This is a genomic window from Sporosarcina sp. P32b, from assembly GCF_002743335.1.
In the GTDB taxonomy this organism is placed as follows: domain Bacteria; phylum Bacillota; class Bacilli; order Bacillales_A; family Planococcaceae; genus Sporosarcina.
This window is the reverse complement of sequence record NZ_PDZB01000005.1, coordinates 113,736-125,525: the sequence shown is the minus strand read 5'-3', so window position 1 is coordinate 125,525 and position 11,790 is coordinate 113,736. Positions and strand designations below refer to the sequence as shown.

15 protein-coding genes are annotated in these 11,790 nt (G+C 42.0%); 3 read left to right on the top strand and 12 right to left on the bottom strand.

The genetic code is table 11. The features are described from left to right. Positions 1 to 3: 3 nt before the first annotated feature. Complete coding sequence (mntR, locus tag CSV64_RS06115) at positions 4 to 411, bottom strand: transcriptional regulator MntR (RefSeq protein WP_099633873.1); 408 nt, start codon at positions 409 to 411, stop codon at positions 4 to 6. Between the two features lie 119 nt (positions 412 to 530). Between mntR and CSV64_RS16525 the strand changes: the two genes are divergently transcribed. Continuing rightward, positions 531 to 686 (top strand): lmo0937 family membrane protein, encoded by a 156-nt coding sequence (locus CSV64_RS16525; protein ID WP_143560424.1) that lies wholly within the window; start codon positions 531 to 533, stop codon positions 684 to 686. A gap of 26 nt (positions 687 to 712) precedes the next feature. On the opposite strand, the gene CSV64_RS06110 is transcribed toward CSV64_RS16525, so the two are convergent. From CSV64_RS06110 to CSV64_RS06070, 9 genes are all read right to left on the bottom strand, one after another. Further along, on the bottom strand, positions 713 to 1,810 hold the full coding sequence (locus CSV64_RS06110; RefSeq protein ID WP_099633872.1) for a GNAT family N-acetyltransferase: 1,098 nt from the start codon (positions 1,808 to 1,810) through the stop codon (positions 713 to 715). A 48-nt stretch (positions 1,811 to 1,858) separates the two neighbouring features. Then, positions 1,859 to 2,221, bottom strand: a complete 363-nt coding sequence (locus CSV64_RS06105; RefSeq protein ID WP_099633871.1) for an ArsR/SmtB family transcription factor — start codon at positions 2,219 to 2,221, stop codon at positions 1,859 to 1,861. Between the two features lie 94 nt (positions 2,222 to 2,315). Beyond that, entirely contained in the window at positions 2,316 to 2,687 is a 372-nt protein-coding gene (gene mnhG / locus CSV64_RS06100; RefSeq protein ID WP_099633870.1) for a monovalent cation/H(+) antiporter subunit G, read from the bottom strand. Continuing rightward, complete coding sequence (locus CSV64_RS06095) at positions 2,665 to 2,949, bottom strand: Na(+)/H(+) antiporter subunit F1 (protein ID WP_029054753.1); 285 nt, start codon at positions 2,947 to 2,949, stop codon at positions 2,665 to 2,667. The genes mnhG and CSV64_RS06095 overlap by 23 nt, the downstream gene beginning before the upstream one ends. Then, positions 2,946 to 3,428: a Na+/H+ antiporter subunit E gene (locus tag CSV64_RS06090; protein WP_099633869.1), complete on the bottom strand. Its 483-nt coding sequence runs from the start codon at positions 3,426 to 3,428 to the stop codon at positions 2,946 to 2,948. The genes CSV64_RS06095 and CSV64_RS06090 overlap by 4 nt, the downstream gene beginning before the upstream one ends. Positions 3,429 to 3,443: 15 nt before the next feature. Then, positions 3,444 to 4,928, bottom strand: a complete 1,485-nt coding sequence (locus CSV64_RS06085) for a Na+/H+ antiporter subunit D (RefSeq protein WP_099633868.1) — start codon at positions 4,926 to 4,928, stop codon at positions 3,444 to 3,446. Next, entirely contained in the window at positions 4,921 to 5,253 is a 333-nt protein-coding gene (locus CSV64_RS06080; protein WP_099633867.1) for a Na(+)/H(+) antiporter subunit C, read from the bottom strand. Before CSV64_RS06080 ends, CSV64_RS06085 begins: the two co-directional genes overlap by 8 nt. After that, positions 5,253 to 5,678, bottom strand: a complete 426-nt coding sequence (locus tag CSV64_RS06075) for a Na(+)/H(+) antiporter subunit B (RefSeq protein ID WP_099633866.1) — start codon at positions 5,676 to 5,678, stop codon at positions 5,253 to 5,255. The genes CSV64_RS06080 and CSV64_RS06075 overlap by 1 nt, the downstream gene beginning before the upstream one ends. Next, a complete protein-coding gene (locus CSV64_RS06070; RefSeq protein ID WP_199168429.1) occupies positions 5,665 to 8,079 on the bottom strand; it encodes a Na+/H+ antiporter subunit A in 2,415 nt (804 codons plus the stop codon). The genes CSV64_RS06075 and CSV64_RS06070 overlap by 14 nt, the downstream gene beginning before the upstream one ends. Positions 8,080 to 8,376: 297 nt before the next feature. Here CSV64_RS06070 and CSV64_RS06065 point away from each other — a divergent pair, with 297 nt between their 5' ends. Then, positions 8,377 to 9,051, top strand: coding sequence for an adenine nucleotide alpha hydrolase family protein (locus tag CSV64_RS06065; RefSeq protein WP_099633865.1), 675 nt, complete (start codon positions 8,377 to 8,379; stop codon positions 9,049 to 9,051). Positions 9,052 to 9,287: 236 nt separating this feature from the next. Here CSV64_RS06065 and murB read toward each other — a convergent pair whose 3' ends face one another. After that, positions 9,288 to 10,208: a UDP-N-acetylmuramate dehydrogenase gene (murB, locus tag CSV64_RS06060; protein WP_099633864.1), complete on the bottom strand. Its 921-nt coding sequence runs from the start codon at positions 10,206 to 10,208 to the stop codon at positions 9,288 to 9,290. 166 nt (positions 10,209 to 10,374) lie between these two features. Between murB and CSV64_RS06055 the strand changes: the two genes are divergently transcribed. Next, positions 10,375 to 10,890: a YceI family protein gene (locus tag CSV64_RS06055; protein ID WP_158233007.1), complete on the top strand. Its 516-nt coding sequence runs from the start codon at positions 10,375 to 10,377 to the stop codon at positions 10,888 to 10,890. A gap of 176 nt (positions 10,891 to 11,066) precedes the next feature. On the opposite strand, the gene CSV64_RS06050 is transcribed toward CSV64_RS06055, so the two are convergent. Further along, positions 11,067 to 11,777, bottom strand: coding sequence for a DsbA family oxidoreductase (locus CSV64_RS06050; RefSeq protein WP_099633862.1), 711 nt, complete (start codon positions 11,775 to 11,777; stop codon positions 11,067 to 11,069). Positions 11,778 to 11,790: the final 13 nt, after the last annotated feature.

Genomic DNA, 11,790 nt, shown 5'->3' with positions numbered 1-11,790 from the left:
TCTCTAGAGTGCTTTACTTTTTAATTTTTTTATAAATTCAGGATCAGACTCGAGCGTCTCCACCAGATCGGTAATGCGATCCATCGCATTCCAACTTAGGTGATGTTCAATCCCTTCTACGTCTCCGTAGATATTTTTTTCTTCCACACCAATGATACGCAGAAATTGTTCTAGTAATTCATGGCGATGCACAAGTTTTTTACCAAAGCGCAAACCGCGGTCCGTCAATGCCAAACCCCGGTAGCGCTCATAATGCACATAGCCTTCACGATCTAGGCGTTGAGCCATTTTAGTTACAGATGAAGGTAGCACAGAAAGCGCCTCTGCCACGTCGGACACGCGCGCTTCACCTCTCGCTTCTAATTGCAAATAAATTTGTTCAATATAATCTTCCATACTCGGTGTAGCCAAACTATCGCCTCCTCATTTGACTGTCGACATCTACGATTTACTATCTTAAAAGTTTAAGATTTGAAAGGCTGGGTAAAATACTTACATAGCAAATAACAATGAAAAGGAGTTGATTCACTATGGGTCGTATATTATGGCTTGTTATTGTAGTTCTAATAGCATTATGGGTAATTGGTTTAGTAGCAAATATTGGCGGTGGCTTAATCCACACACTTTTAGTAATTGCCGGCATTATCTTTGTCATTCAATTAATAACTGGAAGACGTTCGATATAGTGACGTTTATAGTGCTCCTTCTGTGATCAGGTAACTATCGCATACACACATGTGTTGCGTAAGCCTTGCCCATTCGCAGAAGGAGCATTTTTACGTAAAATTCCTTCTAGTTCAAAACTCGTTCGTTTTGCAACTGCACGACCTTTACTGTGATTCTCATCGCAAACAAATTCTATTCGCGCTGCCGATAGATCTGTAATCGCAAACTCCACAAGCTCTTTGATCGCTTCTGTCATATAGCCTTCGCCTTCAAACTTCGTATCCAGCCAATACTCCACTTCAAATTTACGAATGCTCCAATCGATACGATAGAAACCGGCACAACCAATGAATTCACCCGTTTCTTTCAAAAAGAGATGAAAGTTCAAAGACGTTCTACCGATGAATTCCGAAACGGATTGACGAACATATTCTTCAGTCGATTCAATCGTCATTTCCTTCTGTGCCCATCCAGTCCACTTACGCAACGCAGGAATTGAATTCGATACCGCACCCCAAACATCCATCACATCGTTTAATTCAGGTGCTCGAATATGTAACCGCTCAGATTGCAGCCGCTCTTTGAAACCGGGTATGCTCTTTACATAACGTTCCCGGTCTTCCCAACGCACAGGCGTTGTCGTACCGGCCTCATAATCTTCTCTCGTCATACCGTACGTTACCGCATCATAATACGTATTTTCTTTCGGAAGGAACCAGGCTTGGCGCAAATGCGCTTCTTTTACAAAGCCAGCCCGCTCGAACGCTTTACGCATAGCTGCATTATCGTGGCGCGTATGTCCCTCTATACGAATCTTATGCTCCGGTAATTCGAACACGTATTGTGTAAGTTTTTTTAGCGCCCGCGAACCATAGCCATAACCCCTAAAGTGATCAGCAATTCGCAAGTCAAATAGCGGGACATCCTCTTGTAAGTCATAGACTTTTACGATTCCCACTTTTTCATTTTCATTATTCTCGATCCAGAACGTCTTTACGTCATCAGATGCATAGCCGCCTTCTTCAATCGACTTTTCAAGCAACTCGCGGCCAGGCTGACTACTATCATGGTAAGGCCATGAATTTGTTGTCATAAACTGAATCAGCAAATCTTGTTCTTCTATCGTCCATTCTTGTAAGCGCATTAAAATTCCTCCATCATGCCTGCCTGTATGCAAGCGCCTCACCTGACATTACATCGTTTGCTGTGCTTCAATTGCATGTTCGTATGCAATTTTCACTAAGTCTGCAACATGTTCGTCTGCTAAAGAATAGTATACCATTTTTCCACGTCTTTCTGATTTGGCTAATGAATGATCCCGTAAATAACGTAAATGATGGGAAGCGGTAGCGGATGAAGATTGAATTACTGCCGCTACATCACAGACACACATTTCTGCTTCCAATGTCAGTGAATAAGCAATTCGTAAACGTGTCTCATCAGCCAATGCTTTGAATATTTGTACCATCTCCGTTACATCAGGAAGCTCTTTACGAATTTTGCGAACTACATCTTCGTGCACAACTGTTACTTCACAAGCATCTTGATTTACCACTTTTTCACCCCATTCATTCGCATATAGATTATGGCAATTATATAGATAAGGTGTTAGAAAATCAATTGACTCTTATGTTCATTTGAATCAACTATTACTCCATTTTATCTGTCTTTTGCCCATGGATTTTTTCATATAATTCATCTTCGGTAGAAATATCCGCTAGCTTAACATTCGATCGGTAAGCAGCACGTATAATTACATGCCCAGCCACTGGTGCTGTCAAAAAAACAAAGCCAATACCAAGAAGCAACCGTACACTGATAAAATTTTCGGAGAATAGAAAAAAGACGAACGCGCCGGATAATGTCAATAACACTGCCAATGTCGAACTTTTCGTTGCAGCATGTGATCGAGTATAGACATCCGGTAAGCGGATCAATCCAAAGACACTCAACATACTGGCAACTGCACCTGTCAAAATCAACAAAGCCCCTATAAATTCACCGATCTCGCTTGCGTTCAACTATTTTCCCCCTCTCAATAAATTTGGAAAATGCGATCGTCCCGATAAATGAAAGAATACCGAGGATCAAGATTGCTTCCAAAAATGCTTTTGTATTTAAAATCACTGACACGACGGCAATCGTTGCAATCAAATTCACTCCGATTACATCAAGTGCTACCACGCGATCTGGCAGAGAAGGACCTAGGATAATCCGGATGACTGCCACCAAAATAGTCAGCGCGAATAGTATGACCGATATCGTCAGCATACCTGCTATCATCGTGTCACCTCCATAATCGCTTTCTCGAAATTCTTCAGTTGCTTAATCAATCCATCCCGCGACTCTTCAACGTCCATTGCATGAATATATAACTCATTGCCCTCAGCAGATACTTCCATCACGACCGAGCCCGGTGTTAAAGTAAGCAACATGGACAGCATAGTCACTTCTACATCACTCGTCAAAATAGTTTTGTATTTAAAGATACCTGGTTTAATACGTAGTGTAGGCCGCACGATTTGGGAGATGACCACAATACTCGACTGCGTCAGTTCCCTGATAAAGATTAACAAGAGCTTGCAGGCAGCATATACTCTGCGTAAATAGAAATGCGTATCGAAAAAACGACTCATGACAAAAATAATGCCGAGTCCGACTAAAAAACCCATGAAAAATGTCGTGAATCTCAATTCATCTTCATCCATCAGCGTCATCCATAAAAATGCGATGAATAAATTCAGCAGAAGCTGTAACGGCATGTCGTCTCCCCCTCCCTACTCTAAATCGTCACCCATTACGGCGCGTATATACTCTTCGGGATTAGCTAATGTATTGGCTGCATCCTGAATATAAGGCGACAGCAGTTCTGCACCTATACCTAAGCCAACTACGAGTACCGCAAGTAATACGAGCGGCAAACCAATTTTCTTTTGAAATGGCTTTTGATCATCTTCACTAATTATCGTTTCTCCCCAAAAACTATTAAGGAAAATACGAAGGAGTGAATACAATACACCAATACTCGATAAAAACGACACCGCGAGCAACACGTAAGATCCTGTTTCAATTGCACCTAATCCTATATACACTTTTCCAATAAATCCGCTGAATGGCGGAATTCCGGCAATCGCAAGCATCGTCAAGAAAAATAACCAACCGACGAGCGGATAGTTACGAATTAGACCACTGATTTCATTAAACTTCGAACGTCCCGTCAAATATACGACAGTACCTGCCAATAGAAACAGCAATGCTTTACTAATCATGTCATGAACCAAATAATAGCTCGCACCTTGGAATGCAGTATTCGTAGCAATTGCCAAACCTGTCAACACAAAGCCAACAGAAATAATGACATTATACGAGACAATCTGACGAATATCTGAATATGCAATCGCCCCAAGAGACCCCGCAACCATTGTGACTATGGCTAGCACGCCAATGATTTTATAAATGATTGGATCATGTATAAATATTAATGTAAACATACGATACAGCGCATAAATACCTACCTTCGTCAGTAGCGCACCAAACAGTGCCGCGACCGCAGTAGGGGGTGCCGAATAAGAACCTGGCAACCAGAAATAAAGTAGCAAGCCCGCTTTCAAACTAAAGACAATCATGAAAATAATTGCGATTAGCGTCAGAAGCGGTCCTTGTCCCGTTTCTGCTACACGCACAGCGATATGGGCCATGTTTAACGTACCTAGTACACCGTAAATATACGCGATACCTAATAAGAAGAACCAGGAAGCCAGCACATTGATCAATACATACGTAATACCTTCCTTTAACTGTGTTTTGCGTCCTCCAAGAGTCAGCAACACATAGGAAGCCAGTAACATCACTTCAAAACAAACAAATAGATTAAATAAATCTCCAGTCAGAAACGAGCCGTTAACTCCTGCCATTAAAAACAGGAAGAATGGATAGAAGAACATCGTCTCTGTCTCAAACCCTGTCGTAGCGAATGCATACAGTAAAATAATACTAGAAACGATGCACGCAACTAGCACTAGTAGCATCGCAAATGAATCGCCCACAAATAAGATTCCGTGCGGTGGTAACCAATCTCCAAAATCCAAACGCATGATGCCATTTAGATGAATGTGCTGGAGACAATAGGCAGCCACAGCAGCAGAAGCAATCGTCGTCAGCACACTAAGTACACGTTGCACACGAATATACGGACGTAAAAACACTAAAATAACACCCATTAAAATAGGCAAGATCATAGGCAATACTAATAAATTATTCATCTTGTCGCCCTCGCAATCCAGGTCCACGGCCAGACTCTTGATACACACGGTAAGATAATACGAGTAAAAATGCCGTCACCGCGAAGCTGATGACAATCGCCGTTAGAATCAGCGCTTGCGGCAGGGCGTCTGTATATTCCGCAGCTGTCTCTGTAAGCAAGGGCACATCACCCTTTTTTAATCCACCCATCGTCAATAATAATAAATGAATAGCGTGCGATAAAATGGCTGTCCCTAAAATAATTCGCAACATTTCTTTTGATAAGAGCAAATAAACGCCTACTGCCACTAGCACACCAACCAGAAGGGTAATTAATGTCTCCATTACTCCACATCCTCACTGATTCCCAAAATAATCGTCACGACGACACCGAGGACAGTCAGTGCGACTCCTGCTTCGAAAATCGTCATTGTTCCAAGTTCCGTCTCACCAAAAACCGGTAAATCCACAAGCCATGTCGTCTGTGACAGGAAGGACTCACCAAACAAAATTGATAACATTCCTGTACCTACAGCCAGCAACACACCAAGTGCCGCCACTCGCTTAAAATCAAATGGCGTTCCCCGGTGAACAGTTTCTATGTCATAAACTAAATACAATAATACAAACGCAGAAGAGAGCACAAGGCCGCCAATGAAGCCGCCACCGGGATTATTATGCCCCGACATAAATAGCTCCACACCAAACGTCAAGATGATGAAAAACACAATCTTCGTCACTGTCTGTAAGATCACATCATTTTTCTTCAGTGTGATCCACTCCCTTCTTGCGACGCAGCTTAACTAATGAATAGACGCCAAGGCCTGCGATGAACAATACCAATACTTCAAGCATCGTATCGAATGCACGGAAATCACCTAGTATCGTATTTACTACATTCAAACCGCCTGCAAGTCGAGACGCTGTTTCATAATAGATAGAAATCGACGGATACATAGAATGGCCTTGCACGAGCAAAGCGATAACGGTAACAGCAACCCCGGACGCAACTGCTATCAACCCATTACGTACTCGCATGGAAATCGATTTGTGTTCGTTTTTCCACTCCGGTAAATAATAGAAGCACAGTAAGAACAACACCGTTGTAACCGTCTCAACAATTATTTGCGTTAACGCGAGATCCGGCGCACGGAATACGACAAATAGAATGGCGATTGAATAGCCCAGCACACCGTTAAGAATAATGGCAGTAATCCTGGACTTAGCAAATAAAATCGCTACACTTGAACACATCATAACGAAAATAATAATACCTTCATTAATCTCAATCACGGCATCATTCGAGAAGTCGAAAATAAATTGCTGGAAACCTAGCAATCCTATTCCAACAAGCGCAATGAAAAACAGCATGATATACGCGACGTAATCACGTACCGAACCCGTCATATATGTTTTCGTCACAACAGAAGCTACTCGTTCAATCCGTTGTAATGTAGCGTTATATAAACGATCAAGCGTCCATTGTAAAAACCCTAAACGGTAAATCCCTTTCCAGTAACGCAATAAACCATACAATAAGATTCCCAAGATAATCACACCGATCGTCATGAAGATCGGCATCTCCCAGCCATGCCACACTTGTATTTCTGGTACTAGACCAGGCATCCCTTCAAATTGCGGATATACCGCATTCATTGCTGGACCCAAAATATACGTACCTAGCAGATTCGGGAAGATGAAAATAAGTACGACTAGACTGCCAAGTACCATAGGTGATATCAACATTTGAATCGGTGCTTCATGTGCAGGTCGTTGTCCAGGGGCCGGTGCATGTACTTTGCCGAAAAACGTCTGAAATACTATGATCATACAATAAATGAATGTGAATATACTGCCGATCCACGCAACGATTGGAAACAATACGACCAGCGAATCCATTGATAATAGATTGGCTTCTTTTAATGACAGCATCGCTTCAAAAAATAATTCCTTACTTAAGAAGCCATTGAATGGTGGTAGTCCTGCCATAGAGAAACTGCCAATGAGTGCAATGGTAAATGTGATGGGCATGATCGTTGCCAAGCCACCGAGTCGTTTAATATTACGCGTGCCCAGCTCATGATCTAAAATACCGACGACCATAAATAAGGAACCTTTAAAGGTCGAATGGTTAATCATATGAAATAATGCAGCGAATGTAGCGGCGGTGAATAACGCGATGTGCGCACTTTCAGAAGAAGCGAATGCTAATGAACCAATACCGAGCAAACTCATGATCATACCTAACTGACTCACGGTGGAGAACGCGAGCAACGCCTTCAGATCCGTTTGCTTCACCGCGTTGACAGACCCCCACAACATCGTCAATAACCCTACGCAAGACACGACATAAAACCATGTCGTATCACCTGCGAAAATCGGTGTAAATCGTGCTACTAAATAAATACCCGCTTTTACCATCGTGGCGGAGTGTAAGTAGGCACTAACAGGTGTAGGAGCCTCCATCGCGTCAGGTAGCCAAATATGGAAAGGAAACTGCGCAGATTTGGTGAATGCACCAATCAAAACAAGCAACATCGCGGGGATGAACAGTGAATCTGCTGCAATCACTTCCCGCATAGAAATAAGTTCCTGTAAGTTAAACGTTCCCGTAATTGCGTAAAGCATTAAAAATCCAACTAACATGAAAATACCGCCTGTGACGGTGATCAACATCGATTTCTTCGCTCCGTATCGTGACTGTTTTCGGTGATACCAGAAAGCAATTAGTAGGAAGGAAGAAATACTCGTTAATTCCCAGAACACATACAGAACAATCAGGTTATCGGATAATACAACACCTAGCATAGCCCCCATGAACAACAGTAAATATGTATAAAAGCGACCAATTGCTTCCCGTTCAGAAAGATAGTAGATTGAATATAATACAACCAAACTACCGATTCCTGTAATTAGCAACGCAAAAATCATACTCAGTCCGTCCAAATGCGTGGAAAAATAGACATCTGCAGAAGGTATCCAAGGGAACGTATATAAATAAGACGCCCCATCTGAAAGCGAAGGAACTAGACGAATCAATAAAATAAACAAGAACAACGGAATGGTGATTACAAACCAGCCGATCCGTCTTCCAGTCAAAATTTTGTGTATAAAAGGTACCAAACATGCTGCGATAAAAGGAATGAATATTGCCAGTAAGACGGTGATCAACCTAACACCTCCCGAAATTAATCAATTATACGTGTCGATAGAATACTCAGAGACTCTTGACTGAACACTGTACGTTATGCATAATGGGACTCTAAGCAAAGAGAACAATCTCTACTCGAAAGTATACACTACTTTATCGAAAACTGCATAAAAAGCGCGGTCAGCATACTGTAAGGCCAAGTTCGTAATCCTATATGCAGGATGAGGTTCTCTGGCGGAATTGCAGCGGAAAGCATTCCCCTAAAGTGTGAACCGGTTACAATGAATTTATAGAATTCGAAGAGGTGATGAGTCATTATGGGCAAAATGAAAAGCCGTATGGACGAGGGAATTCTCGTTTGTGTGTATTACGGTCCAAATGGTGAACGTCTCATTAATAGAGGATATAAAATTGCAACAATCATGGACTGTCCGCTTTATATCCTGACAGTCGATCCTGCACCGCTCGATGACTTTGATGTAGAGAAGTCGGAGTATGTAGACCGTTGGAAAGAGATCGCGGAAGAGTTGGATGTCGAAGCATTCATTATCCGCGACGATGAGAAGCGTCCAGCTGCAAAAGTCATCAAAGAAGTAGCTCACCAGTATGGCATTACACAGATCATCATCGGACAGACCGCGCAAAGTCGCTGGGAGGAAATCACAAAAGGTTCTTTCATGAACGTCTTGTTGAGAGAGATTCCTTTTGTTGATTTTCATGTAGTATCGGTTGATCGTGCGATAAAGAGTGAGACAGAAGGATCGTTTGAAAAAGGTGTACGCGCGTATTTGATCCCTGACGGCGACGGCTTCCGGATCAACTTCACGCTTTCGAAGCATTCGCAGTATGAAGGAATCTTCTTTAAAGAAGTTGGGACCGATTTCAACAACGGGGTCTTTAAGTTCATGCAAAATAGCAAGATATGCCAGGTGCAAATAGAGGATGACCAAGTACTCGACCCGAGCAAAGTCCAGTGCAAGATACAAAATTAACATCACAAGAGATGCCCCGGAATGGGCATCTCTTTTTTGCATAGATTTCAGTTCAAGACCTAAGAACATATACAGTTAGAGTGGAGTACGATGGGGTTGGCACGTAGGTGGAGCGACTCCCCCACCCCGTCAACCCATCCCCCTGCCAGAATTTCTCCACAACTTTTTACATTAAAAAGAGCTGTCCCGAGAGGTCATTATAATAATGACTTCACAGACAACTCCTGTTACTTCTGTTATTCAGAAAGTTCTTCCCCTACAATTTTCACTTCCATCTCCAGATCAACGCCGAAATTCTTCTTCACTTCCGCTTTGACCATATCAATCGTCTGAATATAATCTGCCGCCGTGGCATTATTTTTATTGACGATGAACCCCGCATGTTTAGTAGACACTTCTGCTCCACCAAATCCTTTTCCTTGCAAGCCACTGTCCTGAATCAATTTTCCTGCGAAATAGCCTGGTGGACGTTTGAACACACTTCCTGCAGATGGATATTCAAGTGGCTGTTTAGATTCACGTTGGAATGTTAAATCAGCAACCGCCGCATCGATATCACACTGTTCACCTTCAGAGAGCCAGAACTCTGCTGATAGCACATAATAACCTTCTGTAGTAATAATACTTTTACGATATCCTAGTTCCAATTCTTCTTTGGAGAGCTCGAAAATTTTTCCTGTTTCATCCATTACAGTTGCGTGATGAATAATATCTTTGATTTCTCCACCGTACGCTCCTGCGTTCATAGCCATTGCGCCACCAATTGAACCTGGTATTCCGCACGCAAACTCTAGACCGGTTAAACAAGCTGTCGCTGCTTCTCTCGATGCATCAATAATATTCGCACCAGCTTCCGCTATCATTCTATTACCATCAATCTTGATATCATTGAGGTTTGCCATATACATTACAATGCCACGAACGCCACCATCACGAACGACCATATTCGAACCGTTCCCGAGCAATAAAATTGGAATTTCATGATTATACGCATAGCTAACAACCGATTGCACTTCTTCTATAGTGCCAGGCGCCGCGACGACATCCGCTTTACCGCCAAGACGTGTTTTCGTATATTTGTTTAGTGGCTCATCAAGTAATAACCAACCGCTTTTTATATTCTTTTGAAGATCTTCAAACCATCGATGTTTTGACATCTACATCAAGTCCTTTCAGTATACGTGTCTCCAGTTTTACGGAAACAATCTTATCCATCTATTAGTATGCTTGCAAACGGTCCTTTTGACAAGGTTTTTCATTTTGACTTTTGGCGTTTTTTCAATTACAGTTTAGCTACTTAAATATCCACAAGGAGGAGTGAAAGTGAATACATGGAAGGTAGATCCTATCGCGTCCACTGTCGGCTTTTCCGTCCCACACATGATGGTAACAACTGTCACAGGAACGTTTGAAGAGTTTTCAGGAGAATTACAAGGTAACATAGCGGATCTAATGAAAACGAAGATTAGTTTTCGAGTAATCGTTTCTTCCATCCAGACGAAGAATAGAGACCGTGATCTACATCTATGCTCCGGAGACTTTTTTGATGCTGAAATTTTTCCCGAAATGACATTCACTTCCCGAGCAATATACAGCGATACAGACGGTATATATCTACTGTCAGGAAACTTGACTGTTAAAAACACGACAAAAAGAGCCATTTTCTATATCACCCCTCAAGAAGTTACCGTATTCGGCGCTACTTATCTCGTTGAGGGTAAAATCAAACGAAAAGATTTCGGATTAATGTGGAATCGTGCAATCGAAGCTGGCGGGGTAATGGTTGGGGATATAATTGATATCAATATGTCGATTGTAATTTGTAAGGACGCAAGATAACAGAAAGCACCTTTAATTGACGTTCCAGCGGGACCCATTCCACTTACAAAACTAACGTACTGTTGCGGAACAGAAACAAGATCCATCATAAATAAGACTGAAGACAAAACTCCACTTCATTCTTCAGAGTTTTCTTCAGTCATTTAAAACAGTTTACCTATTGTGTTTATTATTTTTTAGATATCACATGCCCCATCATCACATAGCCCGCCTTCATCTGTACCGAGTACTTGCAACTTAGGTTTCGCCATTCCCTCTTCCTTAGCAATCTTTTCAAGCGCTTCAACAAATGCTTCTGTAGGTTGCGCTCCACTTATAGCATATTTACGATTAATTACGAAGAACGGTACACCTTGGACACCAATTTCCTGCGCTTCTTTGATATCGTTTTTTACTTCATCCCCGTAATCATTACTATACAGCATCTCTTTAGTTTTCTGAGCATCCAATCCAACTTCTGTTGCGATCGCTACGAGGACTTCTTCCGTATCGATACGCTCTCCTTCCACGAAGTAGCCATGCAAAAGACGTTCTGTTACTTCCTTCTCTACGTCGTGTGACTTAGCGAATTTCGCTAGACGATGTGCATCGAACGTATTAGATGTTTTCATTTTATCCACTTGATAGTGAAGATCAACCGTTTTTGCTTGTTCCTCTATATTTGTCATCATGTTTTCCGCTTGTTGTTTGCTGACATTATATTTACCGGCTAATCCTTCCACTACTGATAGGTCTGAAGCTACTGGTGTATTCGGATCTAGCTGATACGCCTTGAATACAACCTCTGATGTTTCCTCCAGTCCTAATTGTTTCAAAGCATGCTCCAAACGTCTTTTTCCAATATAGCAAAACGGACAAACATAATCCGACCATACTTCAATTTTCATTTTTTTGCCCCAC

Excerpts from the sequence above, each read along its gene's own strand:
- CSV64_RS06090 (WP_099633869.1), bottom strand. The coding sequence starts at position 3,428 with ATGCCGTTACAGCTTCTGCTGAATTTATTCATCGCATTTTTATGGATG.
- CSV64_RS06080 (WP_099633867.1), bottom strand. The coding sequence starts at position 5,253 with ATGGAGACATTAATTACCCTTCTGGTTGGTGTGCTAGTGGCAGTAGGC.
- murB (WP_099633864.1), bottom strand. The coding sequence starts at position 10,208 with ATGTCAAAACATCGATGGTTTGAAGATCTTCAAAAGAATATAAAAAGC.
- CSV64_RS16525 (WP_143560424.1), top strand. The coding sequence starts at position 531 with ATGGGTCGTATATTATGGCTTGTTATTGTAGTTCTAATAGCATTATGG.
- CSV64_RS06050 (WP_099633862.1), bottom strand. The coding sequence starts at position 11,777 with ATGAAAATTGAAGTATGGTCGGATTATGTTTGTCCGTTTTGCTATATT.
- CSV64_RS06065 (WP_099633865.1), top strand. The coding sequence starts at position 8,377 with ATGGGCAAAATGAAAAGCCGTATGGACGAGGGAATTCTCGTTTGTGTG.
- CSV64_RS06110 (WP_099633872.1), bottom strand. The coding sequence starts at position 1,810 with ATGCGCTTACAAGAATGGACGATAGAAGAACAAGATTTGCTGATTCAG.
- CSV64_RS06085 (WP_099633868.1), bottom strand. The coding sequence starts at position 4,928 with ATGAATAATTTATTAGTATTGCCTATGATCTTGCCTATTTTAATGGGT.
- CSV64_RS06095 (WP_029054753.1), bottom strand. The coding sequence starts at position 2,949 with ATGATAGCAGGTATGCTGACGATATCGGTCATACTATTCGCGCTGACT.